The 26,722-nt window shown below is 74.3% G+C and carries 22 protein-coding genes and 2 pseudogenes; 9 read left to right on the plus strand and 15 right to left on the minus strand.

Features of this window, described 5'->3' with window-relative positions:
• The 3 genes and pseudogenes from ACFV2S_RS21435 to ACFV2S_RS21445 form a co-directional block, all read left to right on the plus strand.
• Positions 1 to 371 (plus strand): annotated as a pseudogene (locus ACFV2S_RS21435) (RNA polymerase sigma factor); the annotation flags it as partial.
• A complete protein-coding gene (locus ACFV2S_RS21440; RefSeq protein WP_385561314.1) occupies positions 364 to 759 on the plus strand; it encodes a hypothetical protein in 396 nt (131 codons plus the stop codon). The pseudogene ACFV2S_RS21435 and the gene ACFV2S_RS21440, both read left to right, overlap by 8 nt.
• Positions 760 to 871: 112 nt before the next feature.
• The gene (locus ACFV2S_RS21445) at positions 872 to 2,071 is read left to right on the plus strand and encodes a mannosyltransferase family protein (RefSeq protein ID WP_385561317.1); all 1,200 of its coding nucleotides are present in this window, start codon (positions 872 to 874) and stop codon (positions 2,069 to 2,071) included.
• Positions 2,072 to 2,082: 11 nt separating this feature from the next.
• Here ACFV2S_RS21445 and ACFV2S_RS21450 read toward each other — a convergent pair whose 3' ends face one another.
• Complete coding sequence (locus ACFV2S_RS21450; protein ID WP_385561320.1) at positions 2,083 to 3,102, minus strand: GlxA family transcriptional regulator; 1,020 nt, start codon at positions 3,100 to 3,102, stop codon at positions 2,083 to 2,085.
• Between the two features lie 126 nt (positions 3,103 to 3,228).
• Here ACFV2S_RS21450 and ACFV2S_RS21455 point away from each other — a divergent pair, with 126 nt between their 5' ends.
• Positions 3,229 to 4,152, plus strand: coding sequence for an NADP-dependent oxidoreductase (locus ACFV2S_RS21455; protein ID WP_385561323.1), 924 nt, complete (start codon positions 3,229 to 3,231; stop codon positions 4,150 to 4,152).
• 219 nt (positions 4,153 to 4,371) lie between these two features.
• Here ACFV2S_RS21455 and ACFV2S_RS21460 read toward each other — a convergent pair whose 3' ends face one another.
• The 3 genes from ACFV2S_RS21460 to ACFV2S_RS21470 form a co-directional block, all read right to left on the minus strand.
• Entirely contained in the window at positions 4,372 to 5,973 is a 1,602-nt protein-coding gene (locus ACFV2S_RS21460; RefSeq protein ID WP_385561326.1) for a M4 family metallopeptidase, read from the minus strand.
• Between the two features lie 186 nt (positions 5,974 to 6,159).
• Positions 6,160 to 7,140: a LysR family transcriptional regulator gene (locus ACFV2S_RS21465; RefSeq protein ID WP_385561328.1), complete on the minus strand. Its 981-nt coding sequence runs from the start codon at positions 7,138 to 7,140 to the stop codon at positions 6,160 to 6,162.
• 180 nt (positions 7,141 to 7,320) lie between these two features.
• A complete protein-coding gene (locus ACFV2S_RS21470; protein ID WP_385561331.1) occupies positions 7,321 to 8,487 on the minus strand; it encodes an alpha-hydroxy-acid oxidizing protein in 1,167 nt (388 codons plus the stop codon).
• A 300-nt stretch (positions 8,488 to 8,787) separates the two neighbouring features.
• Between ACFV2S_RS21470 and ACFV2S_RS21475 the strand changes: the two genes are divergently transcribed.
• Together ACFV2S_RS21475 and ACFV2S_RS21480 are read left to right on the plus strand one after the other, a co-directional pair.
• Positions 8,788 to 9,408, plus strand: coding sequence for a carbonic anhydrase (locus tag ACFV2S_RS21475; RefSeq protein WP_385561333.1), 621 nt, complete (start codon positions 8,788 to 8,790; stop codon positions 9,406 to 9,408).
• A gap of 8 nt (positions 9,409 to 9,416) precedes the next feature.
• Positions 9,417 to 10,055, plus strand: a pseudogene (locus ACFV2S_RS21480) (L-threonylcarbamoyladenylate synthase); the annotation flags it as partial.
• 14 nt (positions 10,056 to 10,069) lie between these two features.
• Here ACFV2S_RS21480 and abc-f read toward each other — a convergent pair.
• Positions 10,070 to 11,698: a ribosomal protection-like ABC-F family protein gene (abc-f, locus tag ACFV2S_RS21485; protein ID WP_385561335.1), complete on the minus strand. Its 1,629-nt coding sequence runs from the start codon at positions 11,696 to 11,698 to the stop codon at positions 10,070 to 10,072.
• A 332-nt stretch (positions 11,699 to 12,030) separates the two neighbouring features.
• Here abc-f and ACFV2S_RS21490 point away from each other — a divergent pair, with 332 nt between their 5' ends.
• The 3 genes from ACFV2S_RS21490 (at position 12,031) to ACFV2S_RS21500 (ending at position 16,386) form a co-directional block, all read left to right on the plus strand.
• The gene (locus ACFV2S_RS21490; protein ID WP_385561338.1) at positions 12,031 to 12,930 is read left to right on the plus strand and encodes a GNAT family N-acetyltransferase; all 900 of its coding nucleotides are present in this window, start codon (positions 12,031 to 12,033) and stop codon (positions 12,928 to 12,930) included.
• A 281-nt stretch (positions 12,931 to 13,211) separates the two neighbouring features.
• A complete protein-coding gene (locus ACFV2S_RS21495; protein ID WP_385561341.1) occupies positions 13,212 to 14,759 on the plus strand; it encodes a FadD3 family acyl-CoA ligase in 1,548 nt (515 codons plus the stop codon).
• A 13-nt stretch (positions 14,760 to 14,772) separates the two neighbouring features.
• The gene (locus ACFV2S_RS21500; protein WP_385561344.1) at positions 14,773 to 16,386 is read left to right on the plus strand and encodes a flavin-containing monooxygenase; all 1,614 of its coding nucleotides are present in this window, start codon (positions 14,773 to 14,775) and stop codon (positions 16,384 to 16,386) included.
• Positions 16,387 to 16,464: 78 nt separating this feature from the next.
• Here ACFV2S_RS21500 and ACFV2S_RS21505 read toward each other — a convergent pair whose 3' ends face one another.
• From ACFV2S_RS21505 to hsaA (ACFV2S_RS21550), 10 genes are all read right to left on the minus strand, one after another.
• Positions 16,465 to 17,379, minus strand: a complete 915-nt coding sequence (locus ACFV2S_RS21505; protein WP_385561347.1) for an alpha/beta hydrolase — start codon at positions 17,377 to 17,379, stop codon at positions 16,465 to 16,467.
• A 25-nt stretch (positions 17,380 to 17,404) separates the two neighbouring features.
• Entirely contained in the window at positions 17,405 to 18,169 is a 765-nt protein-coding gene (locus ACFV2S_RS21510; RefSeq protein WP_385561350.1) for a glucose 1-dehydrogenase, read from the minus strand.
• Positions 18,169 to 18,951 carry a glucose 1-dehydrogenase gene (locus ACFV2S_RS21515; RefSeq protein WP_385561353.1) on the minus strand — a complete coding sequence of 261 codons (783 nt, stop codon included), beginning with the start codon at positions 18,949 to 18,951 and terminating at the stop codon, positions 18,169 to 18,171. The genes ACFV2S_RS21510 and ACFV2S_RS21515 overlap by 1 nt, the downstream gene beginning before the upstream one ends.
• Positions 18,948 to 20,627 carry an FAD-dependent oxidoreductase gene (locus ACFV2S_RS21520; RefSeq protein WP_385561355.1) on the minus strand — a complete coding sequence of 560 codons (1,680 nt, stop codon included), beginning with the start codon at positions 20,625 to 20,627 and terminating at the stop codon, positions 18,948 to 18,950. The genes ACFV2S_RS21515 and ACFV2S_RS21520 overlap by 4 nt, the downstream gene beginning before the upstream one ends.
• A gap of 91 nt (positions 20,628 to 20,718) precedes the next feature.
• Positions 20,719 to 21,588, minus strand: a complete 870-nt coding sequence (locus tag ACFV2S_RS21525) for a MaoC/PaaZ C-terminal domain-containing protein (protein ID WP_385561358.1) — start codon at positions 21,586 to 21,588, stop codon at positions 20,719 to 20,721.
• On the minus strand, positions 21,588 to 22,076 hold the full coding sequence (locus ACFV2S_RS21530; protein WP_383801356.1) for a flavin reductase family protein: 489 nt from the start codon (positions 22,074 to 22,076) through the stop codon (positions 21,588 to 21,590). The genes ACFV2S_RS21525 and ACFV2S_RS21530 overlap by 1 nt, the downstream gene beginning before the upstream one ends.
• The gene (locus ACFV2S_RS21535) at positions 22,064 to 22,957 is read right to left on the minus strand and encodes a VOC family protein (RefSeq protein ID WP_385561362.1); all 894 of its coding nucleotides are present in this window, start codon (positions 22,955 to 22,957) and stop codon (positions 22,064 to 22,066) included. The genes ACFV2S_RS21530 and ACFV2S_RS21535 overlap by 13 nt, the downstream gene beginning before the upstream one ends.
• Before the next feature lie 34 nt (positions 22,958 to 22,991).
• The gene (gene hsaD / locus ACFV2S_RS21540; RefSeq protein ID WP_385561365.1) at positions 22,992 to 23,861 is read right to left on the minus strand and encodes a 4,5:9,10-diseco-3-hydroxy-5,9,17-trioxoandrosta-1(10),2-diene-4-oate hydrolase; all 870 of its coding nucleotides are present in this window, start codon (positions 23,859 to 23,861) and stop codon (positions 22,992 to 22,994) included.
• A 12-nt stretch (positions 23,862 to 23,873) separates the two neighbouring features.
• Positions 23,874 to 25,040: a 3-hydroxy-9,10-secoandrosta-1,3,5(10)-triene-9,17-dione monooxygenase oxygenase subunit gene (gene hsaA / locus ACFV2S_RS21545; protein WP_385561368.1), complete on the minus strand. Its 1,167-nt coding sequence runs from the start codon at positions 25,038 to 25,040 to the stop codon at positions 23,874 to 23,876.
• Between the two features lie 356 nt (positions 25,041 to 25,396).
• Complete coding sequence (hsaA, locus tag ACFV2S_RS21550) at positions 25,397 to 26,557, minus strand: 3-hydroxy-9,10-secoandrosta-1,3,5(10)-triene-9,17-dione monooxygenase oxygenase subunit (RefSeq protein ID WP_385561372.1); 1,161 nt, start codon at positions 26,555 to 26,557, stop codon at positions 25,397 to 25,399.
• Between the last annotated feature and the right edge of the window lie 165 nt (positions 26,558 to 26,722).

Consider the following 26,722-nt stretch of genomic DNA (forward strand, 5'->3'; position numbering starts at 1 on the left):
CCCCGCGCGCTCGGCGGGGGGGGGGGGGCGGGGGGCCCCGCACCCAGGTGGTAGGGGGGGGGGGGGGCGGGGCGGTTGGGGGGTTGGGGGGGGGGGGGGGCCCCCCCCCCCCCCCGCGGCGCACCCTCGCCCTCCACTACCTGTGCGACCTGAGCGTCGACCAGGTCGCCGCCGAGACCGGCCTGTCCTCCGGCACGGTCAAGACCCACCTGTCCCGCGGCCGGGCGGCGCTCGCCCATCGGCTGGAGGACCCGCGGGGCGCGCGCCCGCACGACGGGGAGCCCGGGGACGGGCGCCCCCGCAGCGGGGAGCGGCCGGACGCCGGCCCCCGTACCGACCGTTCGTCCAGCGAGGAGGCACCCGGTGCATGAGTCCCACGACCCGCTGAAGTCGCTCTTCGAGGAGGCCGCCGCCGCGGGCCGGGCCCGTGCCTCCTACGCGCCGGCCGCCGAGATCAGCGCCCGCGGCCGGCGGGCCCACCGGCGCCGCCTCGCGGTGCTGGCCGCGGCCGCGTGCCTGGTCGTGGGCGGCGGGGGCGCCGCGCTCGCCACCCTCCTGCCCGGCCCCTCGGGGCCCGCCCTGCCCGCGACCACCCCCTCGGTGGGCGGCCCGACCCCGGCGCGCACGAGCGCGACCACCGAGGCCACGTACCCGCCGAGCACCACCGCCCCGACGCGGAGCGCCACCGCCACCGCTCCCCCGCCCGGGACGCCCACCGGCGCCTCCACCACCACGACACCCCCGGGCGGCGCCGGCTAGCGCCCCACACCCCCTCGTACACACGGGACCGCCACACGACACCGGGCCGTCCCGCGCCCCGCCGTGCCCTGCCCCGCCCTGCCCTGCCCTCAGAGAGATGCGGACGACCCCCATGACCCTGCTGGACCGAGACGTCCGCGCCCTCCGCACCACCGCGCCTCCGTCGGCGCGGCGGACCCGACCGCGTCTCGACGCGGGCGACCGTGACGTCCTCACGCTCTACCTGTTCACGCGCGTCGCCGTCCTCCTCACCGCGTACTGCACGGCGTGGCTCTTCCCGCGCGATCCCGGGGCCCACCGCCCGGAACCCTTCGCGGCGGTCGTCGGGCAGTGGGACTGGAACCACTACCTGCACATCGCCCGCGACGGCTACTTCCCCGACGACCCCGCGGCCCGGCCCGGGGAGCGGGACGACAGAGAGGCCTTCTTCCCCGGCTTCCCGCTCGTCCTGAGGGCCGTGCACCTCCTCGTCCGCGACTGGACCGCCGCCGGACTCCTCGTCTCCCTCGTCGCCGGTGCCGTCGCCGTCCTCGCCCTGGGCCGCATCGCCCGGCTGGAGCTCCCCCGGGCGGCCGACGGCCGGCGGACCGTCCTGCTGCTGCTGGCCTCGCCGTGTGCCGTGTTCCTCGCCGTCGGCTACACCGAGTCCCTCTTCCTCGCCCTCGCCCTGCCGGCCTGGCTCGCCGCACGGCGCCACGACTGGAGGCTCGCCGCACTCCTGGCGGCGGGCGCCACCACCGTGCGGGTCAGCGGGCTGTTCCTCCTCGCCGCGCTGGCCGTCCACTTCGCCCTCACGGCACCCCGGCGGGGCGAGCTGCGGAGGCTTCCGTGGCTGGCGCTGCCCGCGCTGCCGCCGGTCCTCTACTCCTGGTACCTGTACGGGCACACGGGGGACGTGATGGCCTGGAAGCACGCCCAGGAGCGCGGCTGGTACCGCCAGTTCCACGCCCCCTGGGAGTCCTGGGGCACCACCTGGGAGGCCGCCTTCGGGCACGGCTACAGCGCCCCGTACGCCCTGATGTGGCAGGCCGAGCTCGTCGCGATGCTCGTCGGCCTGGTCACGGTGGGCCTGCTGGCGCGCGCCCGCCGCCGGCCCGAGGCCGTCTACGTCGCGCTGAGTCTCTGGGCCCTCGGCACCTCGTACTGGTACATGTCCGTGCCCCGCGCCACCCTCCTGTGGTGGCCGCTCTGGACCGGCCTCGCCGCGTGGACCTCGCGCGGGCCCCGGCGCACGGCCGCCTGGCTCTGCCTGTCGGTCCCGCTCTCCGTCGTCCTCGCCGTGGCCTTCTTCTCGGGGCGCTGGGCGGGCTGACCGGCCGGGCCCTACTCCGGCGCCCCGACGAGGGGGTCGGAGGCGCCGAACGCCCGGCGGTAGGCGGCGGGCGAGACGCCGAAGGCCGTCCGCATGTGGGCGCGCAGGGAGTTCCCGGAGCCGATGCCCGCCCGGTGGGCCACGAGGTCGATGGGGAGGTCGGTGGTCTCCAGGAGCTGTCTGGCCAGTTCCAGGCGCTGTGCCGTGAGCCACTGCACGGGCGTCATCCCGACCTCGTCGCGGAACCGCCGGGTGAACGAGCGCAGGCTCATCCGGGCGTGCTCGGCGAGCCGGGCGAGGGTGAGCGGCTCCCCGAGGTGTTCGAGGGCCCAGGCGCGTGTCGCGGTCGTGCTGGCGAGGGTCGGCTCGGGCACGGGACGGTCGATGAACTGCGCCTGCCCCCCGTCCCGCCACGGCGGTACGACGCACATGCGGGCGGCCCGGTTGGCCGCGGCGGCGCCGTGGTCCCGGCGGATCATGTGCAGGCACAGGTCGACCCCGGCGGCCACCCCGGCCGAGGTGAGGACGTCGCCGTCGTCGACGAAGAGCACCTCCTCGTCGAGCCTGACGCGGGGGTACGCCCGCCGGAACTCCGGGGCCAGGTTCCAGTGGGTGGTGGCCGGGCGCCCGTCGAGCAGACCGGCGGCGGCGAGCACGTACGACCCGGTGCAGATCGACACCAGACGGGTGCCGGGCCGGATCCCCGCGATGGCCTCGGAGACCTCGGGCGGCAGCGGGCCGCCGCGCCCCAGCTCCGGCATGGCGTGCGTCGGCGGGACGACGACGGTGTCGGCGGCGACGAGCGCCTCCGGGCCCGCCGCGGGCTGCACGACGAACCCGGCGTCGCTGAGCACGGGGGCCCCGTCGGCGGTGCAGACGGTGACCTCGTACAGGGGGCGGCCCTCGTCGTCCTGGACGCTGCCGAAGACCCGCGAGGGGATGCCGAGCTCGAAGGGCGGCACACCGGGCAGCGCGAGGACCGCGACGCGGTGGGCGCGGACGGTCGCCTTGTGGGGGGTCGTTTCGTCCATGGCCAAATCCTGGCACATAGTGGCCGGAGGGCCAACACCGCGCTGTGCCGGGAGGCGGGAAGGTGAACGTGTCGCCGCCGGAGAGGTTCCGGCGGACGCCGAACGAGAAGGAAGAGGGCGGAGAGCATGCGCGCGGTGGTCGTGGAGCAGTGGGGCGGTCCCGAAAAGCTCGTCGAGCGCGAGGTGGAGCGCCCGGAGCCGGGCCTGAACGAGGTCCTCGTCCGGGTCCACGCCGCCGGGGTGAACCCGGTGGACTGGAAGACCCGGGCGAGCGGCGGCCTCATCGAGTGGGGCGCTCCGGCGATCGTCGGCTGGGACGTGTCCGGCACGGTGGAGGCGGTGGGGCCGGGCGTCGGGAGCCTGCGCCCGGGGGACGAGGTCTTCGGGATGCCGCTGTTCCCCCGGCAGGCGGGCGGATACGCGGAGTACGTCGTGGCGCCGGCCCGTCATCTCGCGCCGAAGCCGGCGTCCCTCAGCCACGTGGAGGCCGCGGCGCTGCCGCTCGCCGCGCTGACCGCCTGGCAGGCCCTGGTCGACGCGGCGGACGTGCGGCCCGGCGAGCGGGTCCTCGTGCACGCGGCGGCCGGTGGCGTGGGTCACTTCGCCGTCCAGATCGCCAAGGCCCGCGGGGCGTACGTCATCGGCACGGCCAGTGCCGCCAAGCACGGGCTGCTGCGGGAGCTCGGCGCGGACGAGGTGGTCGACTACCGCGAGGCCCCGTTCGAGGACCTCGTCTCCGACGTCGACGTCGTCCTCGACGGTCTGGGCGGGGAGACGGCCGAGCGTTCCCTGAAGGTGCTGCGCGACGGAGGACGGCTCATCACACTGCCCGGCCCGGACGACGTGCCGGCCGCGCCCGACGGCGTGCGGGCCGCCTGGGTGCTGGTCGAGCCGGACCACCTCGGGCTGCGCGAGATCACCGCTCTGGTGGAGAGCGGTGCGCTGCGCCCGGTGGTCGACACCGTCCTGCCGCTGTCCGAGGCGGCGAAGGCCCATGAGATCGGCGAGCGGGGCCGCACGGCCGGCAAGATCGTCCTGTCGGTCGTCTGACGCCGCGCCGGCCGGCGTCCCGCCCGGGGGCCCGCCCCCCCCCGGGGGGGGGGCGCGGCGGGGCGCCCCCCCGCGCGGGCCGCGGGGGCGAGAGCGGCGGGAGTCGCCGGCCGGGGCGGGGGGGGCCGCCGCCCCCCCGCCCGCCCCCCCCCCCCCCCCCCCCCCCCGCCGCCCCCCCCCCCCCCCCGGGGATCCCCCTCGGGGCCGGTCCGACGAGCGTCAGGCGACGTTGACCGCGGTCCAGGCCGCCGCGACGGTGGCGTACTCGGGGCTGGTGGCGCCGTAGAGGTCCTTCGCCGCGCTCAGGGTCGCCGTGCGGGCGCCCTTGTAGTCCGTGGTGGAGGTCATGTAGACGGTCAGCGCCCGGTACCAGATGGCGGAGGCCTTCTTGTTGCCGATGCCGGTGACGGTGGAGCCGTTGTACGTCGGGCTGTTGTAGGTGACGCCGTTGATCGTCCTGGTGCCGCTGCCCTCGCTGGCGAGGTAGAACCAGTGGTTGCCGACGCCCGAGGAGTTGTGCACGTCGAGCCGGCCGACGGACTTCGACCAGTAGTCGGCCGAGCGGCCGTCCAGGGAGGGCTTGTCCATGCGGCGCAGCCACGGCGGGGTGGACTGGTCGCTGAAGAGGTAGTCGGGCGTGTCGACCGCGTTGTTCGCGTACCACTCGACCATCGTGCCGAAGATGTCGCTGGTGGCCTCGTTGAGGCCGCCGGACTCGCCGCTATAGCGGAGGTTGGCGGTGGCCGAGGTGACGCCGTGGGTCATCTCGTGGCCCATGGTGTCGAGGTCGACCTGCTCGGGGTCGACGCTGCCGTCGCCGTCGCCGGTCATCATGCAGAAGCACGCGTCCGACCACTGGGCGTTGTCCCAGTTGGTGCCGACGTGGACGAAGACGGTGGCGCCGCGGCCGTCGTTCTTGATGCCGCTGCGGCCGAAGGTGGACTTGTAGTAGTCGTACGTCTTCGCGGTGTTGGCGTGCGCGTCGACGGCGGCGGTGGCGCGGTCGGTGGAGAACTTCCGGCCGTCGCCCCAGATGTTGTCGGCGTCGGTGAACAGGGTGCCCGAAGAGCTGTTCAGGGACGAGGACGAGGCGTTGCGCGCGTCCTTGGTGACGTGGCCGCGGACCGGGTCGATGAGGGCGTAGGTGCCGTTGGCCTGCAGGGTGGTGTCGAGGGTGATGTCACCGGTGTACTCGGAGTGGCCGGTGGCGGTCGCCTCGCGCTCGGTGTCGTAGTTCTCGATCGAGGCGCCGGTGGTGGCGTCGGTGACGAAGACCTCGCCGTGCGGCTGGCCCTTGTCCCCGAGGCCCTGCACCGTGGTGCGCCAGGCGAGGCGGGGCGTGCCGTCCGCGGCCCACACGATCAGCTCGGGCGTGGACCTGGCCTCGTCGACGACTCCCTCGGAGCGCTTCAGGGCGCCGGCGGCGGTGCCCTTGGCGTCGACTCCGGGGGTGACGGACGCGACGGCCACCTTGTGGGCCCTGGCGTGGGTGGAGCCCTTGAGGGAGCCGTCGGCCTTCTGGTGGACGACGAAGTCGCCGCCGACGACCGGGAGGCCGCGGTAGGTCCGCTCGAAGCGGACGTGCTGGGTGCCGTCGGCGTCGAGCACGACGTCCTTGACGTGGAGCTTCTGGCCCGCGCCGAAGCCGAAGGTGTCGGCGTGCCGGTTCACGTTCGCCTCGGCCCGGGATATCGCGGTGGCGCGGGCGGAGGTCCCCCGCTGGGCCACGTCGGGCTGCGACCAGGCCGGTACGGCCAGCGCGCCCGTGGTGATGACGGCCGCGGCGACCATCGTGGAGAGGGCAAGGAGAGGACGGGACATGACGGGGTGTTCCTTCGCTCGTCGTGGGGGGTGACGACGTCCTGGGACGTTGACGCGAAGTGTTCACCAGGTGACATGTTCCTGACGTGATCCCAGGTGGGATACAACCGCGGTGCTATAGGGGGCGAGGCACGGAAGCCCGTGACGGACCGCGGAGGCGTCACGGGAGCGGGGCGGCGGGGGCGGTCAGCCGTCCGTGCCGAGCGCGAACTCCGCGCCCCCGTCCTCCCACCAGGCCAGGTACTGCGGCCGCTCGCTCACCAGCGACAGGTACGCGGCCGACAGCCGCTCGCCCACCGCGTCGGCGAGCTCGGGCGGAACCGACCCGGGGTTCCAGGCCAGTTGGAGCCGCCGGTGGAACGGGACGTCCGCCAGGGGCCGCTGCACGGTGCCCTGGGCGGGGACGTCGGCGCTCGGCCACACCCCGCAGACCGCACGGCGGCCGGCGACCAGGATCTGCGCCACGGACAGGTCCGGCGTCACGTGCGCCACGCGCGGCGTGAATCCCGCCGCCTGGCAGGTGAGATGGAGGTACGCGTGCACACCGCTCTCGTCCGCCTCCGGCATGACCCACTCCTCACCGCTCAGATCACTCAGGCGGACCCGCTCCCGGCGCGCCAGCGGATGGTCCTCGGCGAGCAGGACGAAGACCGGCTCGCGCAGCAGCGTGCGCGTCACCACCGACTCCCCGACCGGCAGGGGGAAGCCCGGGAACTCCCCGAACACCGCTATGTCGCACTTCGACTGGCTCAGGGCCTTCACGAGGGTGTGCACGGAACGGCGGGCGTCGATGGTGAGCCGGCTCTCCGGGACGAGTTCGAAGAGGGCCGAGATGAGCAGCGACACCAGAGGGCCGGCGGTGCCCCCCGCCCGCAGCGGTGCGGCGGTCCCCGGGTCGGCCTCGGCGGCGGAACGCGCGTGCTCGCGCAGCCGGTCGAAGCCCACCACCAGATCGCGCGCGCAGCGCAGCACGTACTGCCCGTTCTCGTTCGGCTTCACGCCCTCGGCGCTGCGGACGAAGAGCGGGCCGCCCAGCTCGTGCTCGATCCGCTTCAACTGCGCGCTCGTGGCGGGCTGCGAGAGCTGGAGGCGTGCCGCGGCCTTGCGGATGCTGCCGGCCTCGGCGACGGTGAGCAGGACACGGAGGTGCCGGAACTCGAGCTGCATGAACATTTCCCCGCTCAGGGCGGAGGGCCCCTGCGCACCCCCCGTGACCAGCAGAACCAGCTGCCCGAAAGCATGGTGACCAAGATCCGACGGGGCTGTCGGTGCGGCAACCACGGGAGGGCAAAATCTCGGTGCCCGGGGCCCGGTCCCCTCCGGCGGGCCCGGGCCGCGCTCGCGTGGTCAGAGGCGTACGAGGGCCTCGCGGGTGAGGTCGGACAGGGCCGGGTAGCCGTCCACGGCCATGATCAGGTCGGCCTCGGCGAGCAGTGAGCGCAGGACGTGGACGACGCCGTCCGTGCCGCCGAGCGCGAGCCCGTAGACGTACGGCCGGCCGACGCCGACGGCGGTCGCGCCGAGGGCGAGGGCCTTGACCACGTCGGCGCCGCTGCGGACCCCGGAGTCGAAGAGGACGGGCAGGCCGCCGGCCGCGTCGACCACGGCCGGCAGCGCGTCCAGGGCGGGCAGGCCGCCGTTGGCCTGGCGGCCGCCGTGGTTCGAGCAGTAGATCCCGTCCACCCCGCCGTCCCTGGCGCGTCGGACGTCCTCCGGGTGGCAGAGGCCCTTCAGGATGATCGGGAGATCCGTCAGGGAGCGGAGCCAGGGGAGGTCGTCCCAGGTCAGCGGGTTGCCGAAGACGCCCACCCACTCCAGGACCGCCGCGCCCGGGTCCTCCTCAGGCGACTTCGCGAGACGGGCCCGGAAGACCGGGTCGGTGAAGTAGTTGGCGAGGCAGTGGCCGCGCAGCTGCGGAAAGTTGCTCGCGGCGAGGTCGCGCGGACGCCAGCCGGTGACCCAGGTGTCGAGGGTGACGACGACGGCCTTGAACCCGGCCGTCTCCGCGCGGTGGACCAGGCTCGCGGCCAGGTCGCGGTCGGTGGGGGTGTAGAGCTGGAAGAAGCCGGGGGTGTCGCCGAGCTCCGCGGCGACCCGCTCCAGCGGGTCGACGGTGAGCGTGGAGGCCACCATCGGCACGCCGGTGCGGGCCGCGGCCCGGGCGGTGGCCAGGTCGCCGTGGCCGTCCTGGGCGCAGAGCCCGAGCACGCCGACGGGCGCCATGAAGAGCGGCGAGGGCAGGGTGTACCCGAAGAGGTCCACCGTCATGTCCCGGCGGGTCGCGCCGACCATCATCCGCGGGTACAGGCCCCACCGTTCGAAGGCGGCTGCATTGGCGCGCTGGGTGAACTCGTCCCCGGCGCCGCCGGCCACGTAGGAGAGCACCGACGGCGGGAGCGCGCCCGCGGCCTTCGCCTCCAGCTCCGCGTAGGTCATCGGCAGGTCGGGGGTCACCCCGCCGAGGCCGTGGAGGTAGATCTCGTTCTGGTAGTCGCCGAACTGCGGATTCGTCATGGCGTGTCTTCCTGTGGGGAGGGCCGGCCCACGGCCCCCGACGGAGATCTGCGTCGCGCAGGCTACTCCCGGGCCGGGTCGCACGGATGGGCGAACCGGGACCGGCGGGGTGCGGCCGGCCCCGCCCCGGGCGCCCGGGGCGGGCGGGACGGCACACGGGCGGGGCGGATCCGGGCGGCCCGCCACCCGCGTCCGCCGCCGGATGCGGGTCGCGGCGCCGCCTCGCCGCGCGGCCCCGGGCCCGACCTGCGGCGGGACCGGCCGGAGGCGGGGCGGGAGCGGCTCGTTACAGTGGGTGGCATGCCTCGTACCTCTCCTGCCGTCGCCCTCGACGCCATGCTCTCCGGCAACAAGCGCTTCGTCGCCGGGACGCCCGAACACCCCAACCAGGACGCCGCGCGCCGTGCGCAGCTCGAACCCGGGCAGGAGCCGTTCGCGGTCATCCTCGGGTGCTCCGACTCGCGGCTCGCGGCGGAGATCATCTTCGATCAGGGACTCGGTGACCTGTTCGTCGTGCGGACCGCGGGCCACGTGCTGGGCGCGGAGGTGCTGGGCAGCGTCGAGTACGCCACGAGCGTGCTCGGCTGCCGGCTGGTCGTCGTCCTGGGTCACGACTCGTGCGGCGCCGTCGCCGCCGCCCGCGCCGCGGTGGAGAACGGTCTTCCCGCGGCCGGATTCGTCCGGGACGTGGTGGAGCGCGTGACGCCGAGCGTGCTGGCGGCCCGCGCCGCGGGTCTGACGGAGGACGGCGACATCGTCGACGAGCACATAAGGCACACGGTGCAGCTGCTCATGGACCGTTCCCGGGTCCTGGCGGACCAGGTGCAGACGGGCGAGGTGGCGGTCGTCGGACTCTCCTACCAGCTCGCCGAGGGCAGCGCCCGCCTCGTGACCTCGCACGGCGTCGAGGACGCGCGGTGAGCGGCCCGGTGGCGCGGCGCTTCGACTGCGCGGTCGCGTCGGACCGGTCGGCCGGCATCGAGGCGGCGGTGACGGTCCTCGGCGAGGGGCGCCTCGTCGTCCTCCCGACCGACACCGTGTACGGGATCGGCGCGGACGCGTTCGATCCCCGGGCCGTGGCCGGTCTGCTGGCCGCGAAGGGCCGGGGCCGGCACAAGCCGTCCCCCGTGCTCGTCGGCTCGAAGGACGCGCTCGACGACCTGGTCGCCGAGCTGCCGAAGACGGCCGAGGACCTGATCGGGGCGTTCTGGCCGGGCGGTCTGACGCTGGTGCTCCGCCACCGGCCCACTCTCTCCTGGGACCTGGGCGAGACCGGCGGCACGGTGGCCGTGCGGATGCCCGACCACGCCCTCGCCCTCGACCTGCTGGCCGCGGCCGGCCCGATGGCCGTCTCCAGCGCGAACCTCACCGACCGTCCGTCGCCCGAGGACTGCGACGCGGCCTTCGGGATGCTCGGCGACTCGGTGGCCGTGTACCTCGACGGCGGGCGGACCGCCGGGCCGCTGTCGTCGTCGATCGTCGACCTGACCGGCGAGGTCCCGGTCCTCGTACGGGAGGGTGTCCTGTCCGCCGAGGTGCTGCGCACGGTCGTGCCCGCCCTCGTCGTGCGCGGGGCGCGGGGTCAGGCGCGGTCGTGCCGGCGGCCCCCGCGCATCTCCAGGCGGTCGCCGGGGAACCTCTCGCGGAAGCCCCGGTCGTGGGAGACCACGACCACCGCTCCGGGATAGCCCGTGAGTGCCGTCTCCAGGTCCTCGACGAGGTCGGGCGCGATGTGGTTGGTCGGCTCGTCGAGGACCAGGAGGTCCGCGGGCCGGGTCACCAGACGCGCGATCTGCAGGCGCCGCCGCTGCCCCGCGGACAGCTCCGCGACCGGGACGTGCAGGTCCTGCTCGCGGAACAGGCCCAGGGCGAGGAACGGCGCGGCGTACTCCTCGGGGAGCCCCGGCCGCCCGGCCGCGAAGGCGGCGAGCAGCGGGATCCGGAGGGAGTGCCCGGGCAGCTCCTGGGCGAGGTACCCGATCCGCGCGGGGCGGCGGACCGTGCCCGCGTCCGGTTCGAGATCGCCCGCCAGGACGCGCAGCAGGGTGGTCTTGCCCGCCCCGTTCCCACCCGTGACCAGCAGCCGCTGACCGGGGGCCACGGCCAGCGGCCCGTCCAGACGGAGCCGGTCGCCGACCCTGACGCCGTGCAGCTCGGCGAGGGGGCCGTCGCCGGGACGCGCGCCGCCGGCCGTGAGCGGCGTCGTGGTGAACCGCAGCGGCTCGGGGGGCGCGGCCACCGGTTCGCGCCGCAGCTGCGCGAGGCGCTCACGGACCGCCCGCACCTGCCCTCCGAGCTTCGCCTCGTGGGAGCGGCGGTGCTTGCCGAAGCCCTGCCCCGGGTCCCTTCCGGTGGTCGCCAGGCGCCGCCCGGCGGCGTCGAGCAGCTCCTCGGCGCGGGCCGTCTCCAGGAGCCAGGCCGCGTGTTCCTGCTCGGCGCGGCGCCGGGCCGCGGCCTTCGCCGCGCGGTGGCCGGCCCAGCCGTCCCCGTAGCGCCGCACGGTCCCGGTGTCCCGATCCACCTCCAGGACGGTGGTGGCGACGCGCTCCAGGAAGCCCCGGTCGTGCGTGACGGCGACGACGGTGCCGCGATGAGCGCGCAGTCGCTCCTCCAGCCAGCGCACGGCCGCCGCGTCGAGGTGGTTGGTCGGCTCGTCCAGGAGCAGGAGTTCCGGGTCGGCGGCGAGGACCCCGGCGAGCGCGAGGCGCGACTGCTCGCCGCCGGAGAGCGAGCCGAGGGCGCGGTCGCGGGTGATCCCGGCGAGCCCGAGGCCGTGCAGGGCGGCGTCGACGCGGGCGTCCGCCTCGTATCCGCCGCGCTCCTCGTAGGCGGTGAGGAGTTCTCCGTACGCGGTGAGCTCGTCCGGCGACGCCGTGCCGAGGCGCTCCTCCGCCGCGCGCAGCCGGCGTTCCATGGCGCGGAGCTCACGGAGGGCGAGGTCCACGGCGTCCCGCACCGTGCGGTCCGGGGCGAGGTCGAGGGTCTGGCCGAGATGGCCGGTGCCGCCGGGGAAGTCGACGGTGATCTCCCCGGTGTCCGGGGCCTCCGCCGCGGCGAGCAGCCGCAGGAGGGTGGACTTGCCGGAGCCGTTCTCGCCGACGACGGCGGCCCTCTCGCCCGGGCGGACGGTGAAGGTGACCTGGTCGAGGACGGTCCGGAGGCCGTAGGACTTGGTGACGTCCTTGACCGAGAGTTGAGCGCGTGCACGCATGGCGGTACTTCCTGAGTGGGGTGTCGAGGGGCATCGGTGACGGCGGCGTCGGCCGTGCCCGGACTCAGAGGAAGTAGTGGTGGCGCATGAACCCAGCGTAAAAGACGATACGTATCGTCTGCATCCGGTTTTCCGCCCGGCCCGCGTCGCGGAAATCCGTGGACGCGCCCGGGGAAGATCCCCTACGGTGTGGCTTCACGCCCTGAGACGTACGGAAGGAGGCGAGTGCTGTGCAGTTCACACCGTTCCCGCGCTCCCCGTTCCGCTGTCCCGGCGTGGCTCGACCCTTCTGACCGGGAGCGCTCCACGCAGCCTGTATCCCGGAGGAATCCATGACCGATCCGGTCATCCGCGCGCTCTCCGCGAGCGACGCCTCTCTGTTCGACGCACTGCCCGACCCCCTGGCCGCCCGCGAGGGCCATCGCCTCACCCGGTTCCGCCCCGACTGGAAGCGCGTCGCCCTGCGCGACGGCGAGGTCGTGGCGCGCGGCGCGTGGTGGGGCGGCCCCGACGACGCGGAGCCCGTCAACATCAACTGGTTCGACGTCGCCGAGGGCGAGGAGGAGGCCGGGGCCGAACTCCTGCGGTCCGCCCCCTGGCAGGTCGAACTCGAGATCAACCTGCCCGGCGGCTGGCGGGAGAGCCCCGCCCTGCGTGCCGCCGCCGAGGCCCGCTTCGCCGCCGCGCGGGCCGCGGGGTACGAACTCCTCGTGGAACGCTTCCTGTACCGCTGGACCCCCGAACGGGGTCTGCCCGAGCGGCCCGGACGCCTGCGGTTCGCTGCCGAACCCGACGACGGCGTGTTCTTCGACGCGCTGCGCCGCATCCACTCCGTCACCCTGGACGCCCACGCGCTCAGGGCCGTCGCTGAGGGAGGTCTCGACCGGGCCGCCCGGCAGGAGCTCGACTTCTTCCACTGGTGCCCCTCCCCGCGGGAGTGGTGGCAGACCGCGCACACGCCGGACGGCGAGATGGTAGGCATCCACGTCCCGGCGCACAACCCCTCGGGCCCGGTCATCGGCTTCATCGGGGTCCTCCCGGAGCACCGCGGCCGCGGCTACGCGTACGACCTCCTCACGGAGTGCGCCCACGTCCTCGTCGAGCAGGGCGCGGAGTCCATCGGCGCGGCGACGGACCGGGGCAACGTCCCCATGGCCGCGAACTTCGCCAAGGCCGGCTTCCCCGTCGTCCGGGAGCGCGTCAACCTCCACCCGGCGGGCCGCACGGCCTAGGCCGCTTCTTTCGGGTCACGCCGCGAGCCCGGCACGATCCGAAAGAAACGGCCCAGCCGCGGCGCGCGGACGAGCGGCCCGGACCGAGGGACAGGTCCGGGCCGCTCCCCCGTGCCCGCCCGGCGCCCCCGCTCCCGGGCTCAAGAATCGCCGGCACCTTCCCGGTGAGCGGGAACCGGCCCCTGCGCCGGGCCCTCCCTCCCTGACAGGCTCCGATCCGCTGTGGATCCACCGCCCGCGCCCCGCCGGGGGACGGGGCAGCAGGGAGGACGTGACAGATCATGAGGGGCGCGCAGACCATCGCCCGGCTCGCGGACTGGGCCGCGGAGCGGTACGGGGATGAGGAGGCCCTCGTCTTCGGCGAGGAGCGCTGGACGTTCGCGGAACTGCGCGAGCGGGTCGACCGGGCGGCCCGCGCGGTGATCGCGCAGGGGGTGCGGCCGGGCGACTCGGTCGCGGTGTGGGCGCCCAACAGCGCGCGCTGGGTGGTGGCCGCGCTGGGCGCGGTGGCGGCCGGCGGGGTGCTGGTCCCGGTGAACACCCGCTACAAGGCGGCCGAGGCCGCCGACATCCTGCGGCGCTCCCGTACCCGGCTGCTCTTCACCGAGCACGACTTCCTGGGGACGGACTACCGGGCACTGCTCACGGACGCGGGAGAGGAACTCCCGCTCTTGGAGCGGACGGTGACCCTGCACTCCGCGGACTGGCCGGCGTTCCTCTCGGGTGCCGGTCGGGTGACCGCCGAGGACCGGCTGGCCCGCACCGCCGCCGTGGGGCCCGACGACACCGCCGACATCCTCTTCACGTCCGGCACCACCGGCCGCCCCAAGGGCGTGCCCACCACCCACGGGCAGAACCTGCGCGTGTACGACGCCTGGGCCCGCACGGTCACGCTCCGGCGCGGCGACCGCTACCTGCTCGTCAACCCCTTCTTCCACACGTTCGGCTACAAGGCCGGCGTCCTCGCCTGTCTGCTGCACGGGGCCACGATCCTCCCGGAGCGGGTCTTCGACGCGGACGCCGTGCTCCGCCGGATGCAGGAGGAGCGGATCTCCGTGCTCACCGGCGCGCCGACGGTCTTCACCTCGCTCATCCACCACCCCGAGCGCGCGGCGTACGACCTGAGCGCGATGCGGATGGCGGTCACCGGCGCGGCGAACATCCCGACCGCGCTGATCGAGGAGATCAGGACGAACCTCGGCGCGCGGAGCGTCAACACCGCCTACGGGCTCACCGAGTCCACGGGCGTGGTCGCGATCTGCCCGCCGCACGAGTCCCCGGAGACCCTGGCCCGGACCTCCGGGACGGCCCTGGAGGGCACGGAGCTGCGCATCGACGCGCCGCCCGGGGAGCCGGGCGAGATCCTCACCCGCGGCTATCACGTGATGCACGGCTACCTCGACGACCCCGCGGCCACCGCCCGCGCCGTCGACGCGGACGGCTGGCTGCACACGGGGGACGTCGGGGTGCTCGACGAGCGCGGGTTCCTGCGGATCACCGACCGGCTGAAGGACATGTTCGTGGTGGGCGGGTTCAACGTGTACCCGGCGGAGGTGGAGCAGGTGCTGCGGGGCCACCCGGACCTCCTGGACGCGGCGGTCGTCGGCGCGCCGGACGCCCGGCTCGGGGAGGTCGGCGTCGCGTACGTCGTACCGGCGGCGGGGGCTCCGGTCGACGCGGCGGGGCTGACCTCGTACACGCGTGAGCGACTGGCCAACTTCAAGGTCCCGCGCGCCTTCCACGCGCTTCCCGCCCTCCCCCACAACGCGGCGGGCAAGGTCGACAAGAAGGCGCTGCGGCGGTCGGCGGAGAACACCACCACCCGATGAGGAGAGTACGAACGTGAACGACAGCAAGATCGAGTCCGTCGATGTCGTCGTCGTCGGAGCGGGCGTCACCGGCCTGTACGCCGTGCACAAGCTGCGCGGTCTCGGGTACGGCGTGCGCGGCTTCGAGCGGGGCGAGGACGTGGGCGGCGTCTGGTACTGGAACCGCTACCCCGGCGCCCGCTGCGACGTGGAGTCCGTGGACTACTCGTACTCCTTCGACGAGGAGCTCCAGCAGGAGTGGGACTGGAGCGAGAAGTACGCGACGCAGCCGGAGATCATCCGCTATCTGCGCCATGTCGCCGACCGCTTCGACCTGCGCCGCAGCTACTCCTTCGGGACCTCCGTGGCCTCGGCCGAGCTGGACGAGGAGACGCTGCGCTGGACCGTCCGCACGGACACCGGCGAGGTGGTGTCGGCCCGGTTCTGCGTGTTCGCCGTCGGGTGCCTCTCCAGCGCCCACGTGCCGGACATCCCGGGGGCCGGTGACTTCGCCGGCGCCACCCACCACACGGGCGCCTGGCCGCACGAGGGCGTGGACTTCGCGGGACAGCGCGTCGGCGTGATCGGCACCGGCTCCTCCGGCATCCAGGCGATCCCCCTGATCGCCGAGCGGGCGGCGCACCTCACCGTCTTCCAGCGCAGCGCCAACTTCAGCATCCCGGCGGGCAACAGGCCCCTCGACGACGAGACGCGGCGCCGGCAGAAGGCCGGATACGCCGAGCGGCGGCGCCTGGCCCGGCTGAGCGGCGGCGGCTCGCCGCACGCGGCGCACCCGTCGGCGACGTTCGAGGTGTCCTCCGAGGAGCGGCGGGCCGCCTTCGAGGAGCGCTGGGAGCTCGGGGGCGTCCTGTACTCGAAGACGTTCCCGGACCAGCTCACCGACCGCGCCGCGAACGACGAGGCGCGGGCGTTCTGGGAGGAGAAGGTCCGGGCGCTCATCGAGGACCCGGCCGACGCCGACCTGCTGGTGCCGACGGACCACCCGATCGGCACGAAGCGGATCGTCACGGACTCGCACTACTACGAGACGTTCAACCGTGACGACGTGCGGCTCGTGGGCCTGCGGGAGAACCCGATCGCACGGATCGACGGCGGCGGGGTGGTGCTGGCCGACGGCAGCCGGGTGGAGCTGGACGCCCTCGTGTTCGCGACCGGGTTCGACGCGATGACCGGCGCCCTCGACCGGGTGGACGTCCGGGGGCGCGGCGGCCGGAGCCTGAAGGACGCCTGGAGCGGCGGTCCCCGCACCTATCTGGGCCTGGGCGTCGACGGCTTCCCGAACCTGTTCAGTCTGACGGGTGCCGGCAGCCCGTCCGTCATGGCCAACGTGGTGCTCTGCGCCGAGCAGCACGGCGACTGGCTGGCCGACTGCCTGCGCCACCTCGACGAGCACGGCTACCGGGCGATCGAGGCGAGCGGGGAGGCCGTGGAGGAGTGGGTGGCGCAGTGCCGCGACCGGGCGGCCGCCACGCTGTTCCCGGAGGCCGACTCCTGGTACCTGGGGGCCAACATCCCGGGGAAGCCGCGGGTGTTCATGCCGTTCATCGGTGGCTTCGGGGTGTACGGGGAGATCATCGCGGATGTCGCGGCCTCGGGGTACAAGGGGTTCGAACTGATACGCGGCTGATCCGGCCGGTGGTGTCGAAGCGCCCCGCCCCTCACCCGATCGGGTGAGGGGCGGGGCGTACGCGCGCGGGGGCGCGGATCAGGGCGCGCTGAGGGCCCGGCGCAGGGCGGCGAAGGCGGTCGCGCGGGCCTCTGCCGCCGCGGGCAGGGCGCCCGCCATGGAGAGGAAGCCGTGGAACATCCCGGCGTGGTGCCGGGCGTCGACGGGGACGCCGGCGGCGGTGAGGGCCTCCGCGTACGCCAGGCCGTCGTCCCGCAGCGGGTCGAAGCCGGCGGTGACGAGCTGGGCGGGCGGGAGCCCGGTGAGGTCGGCGCCCGCGAGGGGGGCCGCGTAGGGGCTGGTCCGGTCGACGGGGGACGACAGATAGCCGTCCCAGTACCAGCGCAGGTGGTCGGCGGTCAGGAAGTACCCCTGGGCGTTCTCGCGGTGCGAGGCGCGGGAGCGGGTGGGGTCGAGCATCGGGTAGTAGAGCGCCTGGCAGGCGATCTCGGGGCCGCCGCGGTCGCGGGAGAGCAGGGTGAGGACGGTGGCGAGGTTCGCGCCCGCGCTGTCCCCGGCGACGGCGAGGCGGCGGCCGGGGAAGGTCGCCGCCGTCCAGAGGAGGGCCGTGTAGGCGTCCTCGGGCGCGGCGGGGAAGGGGTGCTCGGGGGCCCGGCGGTAGTCGACGGAGACGACGGTCGCCTCCGTCGCGAGGGCGAGGGCGCGGCAGAAGGGGTCGTGGCTGTCGAGGTCGCAGAGGACGAAGCCGCCCCCGTGGCAGAAGACGATCACGGGGGCGGTCTCGTGGACGCCCGGGTCGTAGACGCGTACGGGCACCCCGTCGGCGTCCTCGTCCGTGACGCGGGCGACGGGCGGCGGGGCCGCGGCCGGCGCGGGGCGGGCGGCGAAGAAGGCGCGCACCTCGGCGATGTCCGTCATGCCGGTCGCCAGCGGCGGGAATCCGGCGGTGGCCAGGTCGATGACCGCCTGGACGTCGGGGTCGGGGCGGTTCACGCGTCCGCTCCCCTCGGGGTCCGGTTCACTCGTGTGCTCCCTTCGGTGCGAGGGCCGGCATGCGGCCCGCCGACGCGCCGCCGTCCACGGCGAGTTCGGCGCCGGACAGGTACGAGGACTCGTCGGAGGCGAGGAAGGCGACGAGGCGGGCGACCTCCTCGGGCTCCCCCACCCGGCCGAGCGGCGCGGCGGGATGGTCCTTGGTGCCGAGGTGGGCGGTCATGGCCGTGGCGATGGCGCCGGGGTGGACGGAGTTGACCCGGATGCCGTCCCCGCCGAGTTCCAGTGCGGCCGTCCTGGTGAGGCCGCGCAGACCCCACTTCGCGGCTCCGTACGCGCCGTGTCCCCAGATGCCCTGGAGACCGGCCTGCGACGAGATGTTGACCACGGATCCCCCGCCGCCCGCCCGCATCGCGCCGGCGACGGCCCGGATCCCGAGGAAGGGGCCCATGAGGTTGACGCGGAGGATCGTCTCCAGGCGGGCCGGGTCCTCCTCGGTGATGAGCGAGGTGGAGTACACCGCGGCGTTGTTGACGAGGACGTCGAGCCGTCCGAAGGCGTCCAGGGCGGTGGCCACGGCGGCCGCCCAGGACTCCTCGTCGGTGACGTCGTGGCGTACGAAGCGGGCGGCGGCGCCGAGGGAGGCGGCCGTCGCCTCCCCCTCCGCCGTCAGGACGTCCGTGAGGACGACCTTCGCACCGAGGGCGGCGAAGAGGCGGGCCTCGGCCTCGCCCATGCCGCGGGCCGCGCCGGTGACCAGCGCGACCTTTCCTGTCAGATCGACGGGCATCAGGGGTTCTCCTCGATCGGTCGGAGGGTCGGGCCGCTCGTCCAGCCGCCGTCGACGGCCAGTTCGGCGCCGGTGACGTACGAGGCGGCGTCGGAGAGCAGGAAGGCGACCGCCCGCGCGATCTCCAGGGGTTCGCCGACCCGGCCCATGGGCGTGTCCGGGTACATGCCCTCGCCCCGCTCGATGCCCACGTGGGCCGTCATCGGGGTGTGGATCATGCCGGGGTGGACGGAGTTGACGCGGATCCGGTCGGCCCCGAGCTCCACCGCGCCGAGTTTGGTGAGCCCGCGCACGCCCCACTTGGCCGCGCCGTACCCGGCGGTCCTGGCCAGGCCCATGAGACCGGCGGCGGAGGAGACGTTGACGACGGAACCGCCGCCGTTCTCCCGCATCGCCGGGATCACGGCCCGCATGCCGAGGAACACGCCGGTGAGGTCGATGTCGAGGACGCGGCGGAACGCCTCCGGCGTCTGCTCCTCCAGACGGTGGGAACCGCCGGAGATCCCGGCGTTGTTGACGAGGCCGTCGACCCGTCCGAACGTGGCCGTGGCGAAGGCGACGACCGCGTCCCAGTCGCCCTCGGAGGTGACGTCGTGGCGCAGGAACCGGGCGTGGCGGCCGAGCCCCTCCGCCGCGGCCCGCCCCTCCTCCTCCCGCACGTCGGTGAGGACGACCCGGGCGCCGGACTCGACGGCCACCCGGCCGGCCTCCGCACCGATGCCCCGCGCCCCACCGGTGATGATCACCGTCCTGCCCCGCAGGTCCGGCACGGGGGTGCTCACCGCGCCCCGGCGGAGCGCGTACGGGAGATGTGGTCGGCCGCGAGCCAGCTGAAGGTCATGGCGGGGCCGATGGTCGCGCCGGGGCCCGGGTAGGTCTCCCCCATGACGGCGGACGAGACGTTGCCGGAGGCGTACAGGCCGTCGATGGCGCTGCCGTCCTCCCGCAGGACGCGGGCCGTGGCGTCGGTGACCAGGCCGCCCTTGGTGCCGATGTCGCCGGGGTGCACGGGGATCGCGTAGTACGGGCCCTTGTCGAGCGGCGCCAGGTTGGGGTTGGGCAGCGTCGGGTCGCCGTAGTAGCGGTCGTAGACGCTCTCGCCGCGGTGGAAGTCCTCGTCGCGGCCGGTCCGGGCGAAGCCGTTGAACCGGTCGACGGTGGCGCGCAGCCGCTCGGGGGCGGCACCGATGCGGGCGGCCAGGTCCTCGACGGTCGCGGCCCGCTTCACGAAGCCGCTCTCCAGCCAGGGCTTGGGGAAGGACTGGCCCGGGAAGAGGCCCATGAAGAGGTAGCGGGCCTTCGCGGTGGCGTCGAGGACCAGCCAGGACGGCACCGTGCCCGCCCCGGGCCGGTCGTTCGCGTACATGGCGTCGACGAACTCGTGGTAGGGCGCGGCCTCGTTGGCGTAGCGCTCCCCCGCCTCGTTGACGATGACCATGCCGGGGATGCCCCGGTCGGCGACGAGGAAGAAGGGCTTGCCCTCGGGGGGCACGACCGACGGCGCGCCCCAGACCTTGTCCATCAGGTCGGTCGCGGCGCCGAGGGCCACGGCGGGTTCCAGGGCGTCGCCGGTCTGGCCGTCGGAGGCGGAGCTCCACGTGGTGGAGGTGGGCGCCGGCAGGTGCTTCTCGCGGAGCCGCTGGTCGTGGGAGAAGCCCCCGGAGGCGAGGACGACGCCGCCGTTCGCCCGGATCCTCAGCTCCCGGCCGTCCCTGGTGACGCGGATGCCGGTGACCCGGCCGTCCTCCTCGACGAGCCCGGTCAGCGGGGCGGACAGCCACAGGTCGGCGCCGAGGGCGTCGAGGGAGTGGCGCATGCGGGCGATCAGCGCCTCGCCGAGGGAGAGCAGCTCCTGGCCGGAGAGCCGCGCCCTGACCGCCTGGGCGCCGACCTTGACGGCGGTGCGGCGGCCGGCCCAGGTGCGTCCCACCATGTTGAGCTGCCGGAAGTCCTTGGAGGTGATGGTGAGGCCGTACGTGGGGAGCCCGGCGCGCCGCATGGTGGCGCGCTGTTCCGGGCCGAGCTTCCTGAAGTCGAAGACCTGCGGTTCGACGGAACGGCCCTGCGGGTAGCCGCCGAGCCGCTCGGGGTAGTAGTCGGAGTAGCCGGGCGTGTAGACGAAGCGCACGGCGGTGCGGTCGTGCAGCTCGCGCACCATCCGCGGTCCGTGGGTGACGTAGGCGTCCTTGCGTGCGGCGGGGACCCGGTCGCCGACGGTGGCGTCCAGGTAGGCGCGGGCCTTCTCGGGCGTGTCGCCGAGCCCGGCCTCGTCCAGATGGAAGTTGTCCGGGACCCAGATCGCGCCGCCGGACAGGGCGGTCGAGCCGCCGTAGACCTCGGTCTTCTCCACCACCAGGGCGGTCAGGCCGCGCAGCCGGGCGGTGATGGCCGCGGCCATGCCGGCGGCGCCGGAGCCGACGACCACCACGTCGTACGTGTGGTCCCACGAGTCGTTCATCGCGTTCTCCCTGGTCGTGACGGGGCCTGTCCGGCAGGCCCCGGGATGGGTCGACGGCCGGGGCGGACCGTCCTCCGCCCCGACCGCCGGGTCATCGCGCGGTGATCCGCGCGTCGGTGAGGACCGGCGCGTCACCGCGGTCGGCCGACGTGGCGGTCAGCCGGTAGCCGTCGGGGGTGTCCCAGACACGCAGCCGCAGGGTCTCGCCGGGGAAGAAGACCCCGGCGAAGCGGGTGCGGCAGGAGGCGACCGCGCTCGCGTCGCCGCCGAGCAGACGGTCGGTGACCGCCTTGACCGCCATCCCGAAGGAGCAGAGCCCGTGCAGGATGGGGCGGTCGTGGCCCGCGCGGCGGGCGGTGGCCGGGTCGGCGTGCAGCGGGTTCCAGTCCCCGGTGAGCCGGTAGAGCAGCGCCTGCTGAGGGAGCGTCGGGATCTCCGCCACCAGGTCGGGTGCCCGGTCGGGCGCGGGGAGGCGCTCGGAGGGACCGCGGTCGCCGCCGAAGCCTCCCGCGCCGTGGACGAAGATCTGGTTGCGCTGGGTGATCAGCGGCTCCTCGTCCTCGCCGATGAGAGTGGACTCCTGGACGATGACGGCGGCCCTGCCCTTGTCGTGGACGGCCGTGGCCCGGGTGACGGCGGTCGCCCGGGCAGCGGCGGGCAGCGGGCGGTGCACGGTGATCTCCTGGCCGCCGTGCAGCACGTGCGCGAGGTCGATGTCGACGCCCGGCAGGTCGAAGACCTGGAACCCGACGCCGCCGGTGCCGCCCGCGACGACGCCGAAGGTGGGCAGGACCTGGAGTCCCCGCTCGTGTCCTTCGTAGACGTACCGCAGTTCGCGCGGGTCGGTCTCCGGAGCGCCGGCGCCGAGCGCCAGGTGGTAGAGCCGTACGTCGCGCTCGTCCCAGGCGACCTCCGTGCGCACCGGCGGAGCGGAGGTCGCCTTCTCGGGGGCGAGGGCCATCAGAAGGCGCCCACGGCATAGCGGCTGCGGAAGAAGAGCAGCGGCCTGCCGTCCTCGCCGGCGTCGAGCGCCACCACCTGGGCGGTGACCAGATGGTGGTCGCCCGCCTCGTACACGGCGTCGAGCTCGCACTCCACGTGGGCCAGGGCCCCTTCGACGCGTACGGTGCCGTGCTCGCCGGTGCTCCAGGGCACCCCGGCGAACTTGTCGGGGCCGCTGCGGCCCAGCGCGGCGCAGGTGGCCTGCTGGTCCTCGGCCAGGATGTTGACGCAGAAGCGGCCCGCCCGCTCGATCCTCGGCCAGCTGCTGGAGTTCTTGCCGACGGCCAGCATGACCAGCGGAGGGTCGAGGGACAGCGAGGCGAAGGACTGGCAGGCGAATCCGACGGGCTCCATGGTGTCGGCGTCGAGCGTCGCCACCACCGTGATGCCGCTGGCGAAGCGCCCGAGGACGTCGCGGAACTCGGAGGGAGGGATCAGCCGTTCCACTGGTGGCCCCAGAAGCTGTCGGCGGTGATCTCCTTCGCGACCCAGGTGGCGGGGTCGACGACGAGCCCGTCCCAGCCGTACTCGACCTGGAAGCCGCCGGGGGCCTGGGCGTAGAAGGACACCATGCGGTCGTTGGTGTGGCGGCCGAGGCTGGAGGCGATGGGGATGCCGGCGGCGTTGGTGCGGTCGAGGCCGCGGCCCACGTCGTCGAGGGTCTCCAGCTCGACCATGAAGTGCACGATGCCGGGGGGCAGGGCGCCGGGGTAGAGGCCGAGGCTGTGGTGGCGGCGGTTGGGGCTGAGGAAGTGCATCCAGTGGAAGTCCCGCTGCTCGGTGGCGGTCGGGACGGCCTGCGGGGGCAGCTTCATGGAGTCGCGCAGCTGGAAGCCCAGCAGGTTCTCGTAGAAGTCGAGAGCGGCCTCGATGTCCGGCACCGGGAGGACGACGTGGCCGAGGCCCAGGTCGCCGGTGACGAAGCGGTTGCCGTACGGGGTGCCGAGCGCGCTGTGGTCCTGGGCCTGGCCCCAGTAGATCTCCAGGGGGTTGCCGCCCGGGTCCGTGACGTGGATCAGGCCCTGGACGCGGCGCTCGGCGAGCTCCGCGGGGTCGGCGGCCTTGACGGCGACGCCGGCCTCCTCCAGTTCCTCGGTGACGCGGGCGAGGGCGGCGGCGTTCGCCACCTCCCAGCCGGCGGCGAGCAGCCGGTCGCTGTCGCCGGCCTGGATGACGATGCGGTAGGCGCGGTCGTCCAGGCGGAGGCAGAGGGTGTCCTCGGTGGTGCCGGTCGCCTCCACCATGCCGAGGACGTCGAGCGCGTAGCGCCGCCACTCGTCCAGGGTGGTGGTCTCCAGGCGGAGGTAGCCGAGAGCACGGATGTCCATGGTGTGCACCTCTTCGGTGGAAGGTTCAGGACGTTCAGTGGGAGAAGAAGTCGACGGCGAGGCGGTTGAACTCGTCCGCCTGCTCGGTCTGGGCCCAGTGGCCGCAGTGCGGGAAGACGTGCAGACGGGCGTCGGGGATGGTCTTGAGGGCGACCAGGGCGCCGTCGAGGGGGTTGACGCGGTCCTCGCGGCCCCACGTGAGCAGCACCGGCTGGGTGATGCGGTGGGCCTCGCGCCAGAGCATCGTGTCCTCGGCCCAGGCCGGGTCGGCGAAGGAGGCGCCCATCCGGGCGCTGCCGAGCCGGGTGTCGGGGTCGGTGGCCGAGGCGAAGCGCTCCTCGACGAGTTCGTCGGTGACGATCGACTGGTCGTACGCCATGACGCCGAGGAAGGCGCGCATCTGCTCCTTGGTGGGCGCGGGCGAGGCGTTGAACTCGAAGAGCCGCTTGATGCCCTCGGTCGGGTCGGGGGCGAAGAGGTTGACGGAGACCCCGCCGGGTCCCATCAGGAGCAGCTTGCCGACCTTCTCCGGGTGGTTCAGGGCGATGCGGACGGCGGTGCCGCCGCCGAGGGAGTTGCCGACGAAGTGCGCCCGTTCGATGCCCAGTTCGTCCATCAGCGCGGCGACGGCGCCGGCGCTGAAGCTGAAGTAGTCCCGGTCGAGCTCCGGCTTGTCGGAGCGGCCGAAGCAGGGCTGGTCGACGAGGATCGTGCGGAAGTGCTCGGCGAACACGGGGAGGTTGCGGCCGAAGTTGCTCCAGCCGGAGGCACCGGGGCCGCCGCCGTGGAGCATGATCACGACGGGGGCGTCCTCCCGGTCCGCGGGCGCGGCCTCGTGGTAGTGGAGGGTGAGCCCGGCCGCCTTGGCGGTGCGGGAGGTCGACCGGTGGGTGAGCTCTGCCATCGTCAGCGCCTCTCAGGCCATGGTGTCTTGGATGTCGATGCCGAGCGCGGCCTGTCCGTACATGACCAGCGCCCGCTCGGGGTCGTTGGCGGCGTGGCCGCGGCCGGTGTGGGCGTCGCGCCAGGCGCGCTGGACGAGGCCGGGGCCGGTGCGCATGGCGCTGCCTCCGGAGTTCTCCATGAGCAGGTCGACCGCGGCGACGGAGCGTTCCGTGGCGAGCACCTGGTCGCGGCGGGTGCGGGTGCGCAGCTCCATCGGGATCTCCTCGCCGCGCTCGGCGAGGGCGTACATCTCGCCCATGTTGCGGCTCAGTTGCAGCCAGCTCGCGTCGATGTCGCTGGCGGCGCGGGCGATCCGGATCTGTGCGAACGGGTCCTCGGCGACCTGCTGCCCGTACGAGACGCGGAACCGCTTCCTGGTGGCCTCGGCGTACGACTCGAAGGCGCCCTCGGCGATGCCGACGATCGGGGTGGAGATGGTGGTGGTGAACACCCCGGCGTAGGGCAGCCGGTAGAGCGGCTCGGGGTTGATCTCGTGGCCGGGCACCTGGAGGGAGGTGACGGGCCCGAAGCTCAGGGCACGGTGCTCGGGGACGAAGACGTCCTCGACGACGACGTCGTTGCTGCCGGTGCCGCGCAGGCCGACGGTGTCCCACACGTCGTCGACGCGGTACTCGGACCGGGGGACGAGGAAGGTGCGCATGTCGACGGGGTTGCCCTCGCCGTCGGTGATGATGCAGCCGAGGAGGGCCCACCGTGCGTGGTCGCAGCCGGAGGAGAAGTGCCAGCGGCCGGAGAGCCGGAAGCCGCCGTCGACGGCGGTGGCCTTGCCGGTGGGGGCGTACGAGGAGGCGATGCGGGTCTTGGGGTCCTCGCCCCACACCTCCTGCTGGGCGCGGGGGTCGAACAGGGCGACGTGCCAGGGGTGGACGCCGACCACGGAGGCGACCCAGCCGGTCGATCCGCACGCCTTGGCGATCTCCTTGACCGCCGAGTAGAAGAGCACGGGGTCGGCGGCGCGGCCACCGAAGGCCCTCGGCTGGAGCAGCTGGAAGAAACCGGTGTCCTCCAGCTCCTTGACGGAGGTGTCGGGCACGCGGCGCAGCGACTCGGCCTCGGCCGCGCGGTCGCGCAGGGCGGGGGCGAGGTCACGGATCGCTGCCAGGACGTCATCGGCCATGGGGCATCCCCTTTCGGGTCGTGGTGGGGGAATGCCAGGACCGTACGGCGTGCCGTACGACAGCGAAATGCGCTGCTCCCACTGAGCGGGAACCGCTGCCGGACGGCTCCGCCGGGGTCGGGAGGGGAGGGTCCGCGGGGGCCGGCACGTCGCCGTCGGGCCGGTACGGCGGGGCGAGCCGGAGCGGCGGGGCGAGCTGGTGGGGCCGTGGCCGGTAGGCCGTGGCCGGTACGGCGCGGGCGGTACGGCGCGGGCGGGCCGACACGGCGCGGGCGGTACGGCGCGGCCGGGCCGGGCCGTTACGGCGGGGCGGCGCGGCGCGGCGGCGGACGGCCGCGTCGCGGCGGTCCGTTCGGTCAGAGCATCGGGTCGTGGACGTCCATGCCGAGGGCGTCCTGGGCGTAGAGGACCAGCGCCCGTTCCACGTCGTTGGCGGCCTGGCCGCGGCCGGTGTGCAGGTCGCGCCAGGCCCGCTGCAGGACGTCGTCGCCGACGCGCAGCGGGCCGCGGCCGGCGTTCTCCATGAGCAGGTCCACGGCGGTGATGGCGCGTTCGGTGGCGAGCGCCTGGTCGCGGCGGGCGCGGGCGCGCAGCTCCCTCGGGATCTCGGCGCCGGCGCGCGCGACCGCGTACAGCTCGGCGGTGTTGCGGGCGAGCTGGAGCCGGGCGGCGTCGATCTCGCCGGCGGCACGGGCGATGCGTACCTGCGCGAAGGGGTCCTCGGCGGCCCGCCGGTCCTTCAGGCGCGCGCGGGCCGAGCCGACCTGGTCCTCGTGGGCGCCCTCGGCGATGCCGACCATCGCGGTGGAGATGGCGGTGGTGAAGACGGCCGCGTAGGGCAGCCGGTAGAGCGGCTCGGGGTGGATCTCCTGGCCGGGGCAGCGCAGCAGGGTCACCGGGCCGTAGCCGAGCGTCCGGTGCGCGGGGACGAAGGCGTCCTCGACGACGATGTCGTTGCTGCCGCTGCCGCGCAGGCCGACCGTGTCCCACACGTCGTCGACGCGGTACTCGGACCGGGGGACCAGGAACGTCCGCATGTCGACCGGGCGGCCGTCCGCGTCGTCGACGACTCCGCCGAGCAGCGCCCAGCGGGCGTGGTCGCAGCCCGCGGAGAAGTGCCAGCGGCCGGAGAGCCGGAAGCCGCCGTCGACGGCGGTGACGTCCCCGGTGGGGGCGTGGGAGGAGCAGATCAGGGTGGAGTCGTCCGTGCCCCAGACCTCCTCCTGGGCGCGTGGGTCGAGCTGGGCCACGTACCAGGGGTGGACGCCCAGGACGGAGGCGGCCCAGCCGGTCGAGCCGCACGCCTTGGCGATCTCGTGCACGGCCGCGTAGAAGACGGCCGGATCGGCGGCGAACCCGCCGTACGCCCGGGGCTGGAGCAGCCGGAAGAAGCCGGTGTCCGCCAGCTCCCCGACGGAGACGCCGGGGATCCGCCGCAGCTCCTCCGCGCGGGCGGCCCGGTCGCGCAGGGCGGGGGCGAGGGCGCGGACCGCCGTGAGAACGTCCTCGTCGCGCATGGGTGCCCCTCCCGGAATCCGGTCTCGTCGTGCCGTGACGACAGGAACCTACGCTTTACTGTTCCGAGACGGAACTCCCTCTTCACAGCGCTGTCATCCTCTGGCAATCTCCACGCAATACCGGAGATTACGGGCCCAGCCAGGAACGGTCGGCTGTGCTGTCCG

The organism is Streptomyces sp. NPDC059695, assembly GCF_042733785.1.
GTDB lineage: Bacteria > Actinomycetota > Actinomycetes > Streptomycetales > Streptomycetaceae > Streptomyces.

Excerpts from the sequence above, each read along its gene's own strand:
- ACFV2S_RS21495 (WP_385561341.1), top strand. The coding sequence starts at position 13,212 with ATGAGGGGCGCGCAGACCATCGCCCGGCTCGCGGACTGGGCCGCGGAG.
- hsaA (WP_385561372.1), bottom strand. The coding sequence starts at position 26,557 with ATGCGCGACGAGGACGTTCTCACGGCGGTCCGCGCCCTCGCCCCCGCC.
- abc-f (WP_385561335.1), bottom strand. The coding sequence starts at position 11,698 with ATGCGTGCACGCGCTCAACTCTCGGTCAAGGACGTCACCAAGTCCTAC.
- ACFV2S_RS21470 (WP_385561331.1), bottom strand. The coding sequence starts at position 8,487 with ATGACGAATCCGCAGTTCGGCGACTACCAGAACGAGATCTACCTCCAC.
- ACFV2S_RS21475 (WP_385561333.1), top strand. The coding sequence starts at position 8,788 with ATGCCTCGTACCTCTCCTGCCGTCGCCCTCGACGCCATGCTCTCCGGC.
- ACFV2S_RS21465 (WP_385561328.1), bottom strand. The coding sequence starts at position 7,140 with ATGCAGCTCGAGTTCCGGCACCTCCGTGTCCTGCTCACCGTCGCCGAG.
- ACFV2S_RS21510 (WP_385561350.1), bottom strand. The coding sequence starts at position 18,169 with ATGCCCGTCGATCTGACAGGAAAGGTCGCGCTGGTCACCGGCGCGGCC.
- hsaA (WP_385561368.1), bottom strand. The coding sequence starts at position 25,040 with ATGGCCGATGACGTCCTGGCAGCGATCCGTGACCTCGCCCCCGCCCTG.
- ACFV2S_RS21455 (WP_385561323.1), top strand. The coding sequence starts at position 3,229 with ATGCGCGCGGTGGTCGTGGAGCAGTGGGGCGGTCCCGAAAAGCTCGTC.
- hsaD (WP_385561365.1), bottom strand. The coding sequence starts at position 23,861 with ATGGCAGAGCTCACCCACCGGTCGACCTCCCGCACCGCCAAGGCGGCC.
- ACFV2S_RS21445 (WP_385561317.1), top strand. The coding sequence starts at position 872 with ATGACCCTGCTGGACCGAGACGTCCGCGCCCTCCGCACCACCGCGCCT.
- ACFV2S_RS21490 (WP_385561338.1), top strand. The coding sequence starts at position 12,031 with ATGACCGATCCGGTCATCCGCGCGCTCTCCGCGAGCGACGCCTCTCTG.
- ACFV2S_RS21460 (WP_385561326.1), bottom strand. The coding sequence starts at position 5,973 with ATGTCCCGTCCTCTCCTTGCCCTCTCCACGATGGTCGCCGCGGCCGTC.
- ACFV2S_RS21520 (WP_385561355.1), bottom strand. The coding sequence starts at position 20,627 with ATGAACGACTCGTGGGACCACACGTACGACGTGGTGGTCGTCGGCTCC.
- ACFV2S_RS21525 (WP_385561358.1), bottom strand. The coding sequence starts at position 21,588 with ATGGCCCTCGCCCCCGAGAAGGCGACCTCCGCTCCGCCGGTGCGCACG.
- ACFV2S_RS21450 (WP_385561320.1), bottom strand. The coding sequence starts at position 3,102 with ATGGACGAAACGACCCCCCACAAGGCGACCGTCCGCGCCCACCGCGTC.
- ACFV2S_RS21535 (WP_385561362.1), bottom strand. The coding sequence starts at position 22,957 with ATGGACATCCGTGCTCTCGGCTACCTCCGCCTGGAGACCACCACCCTG.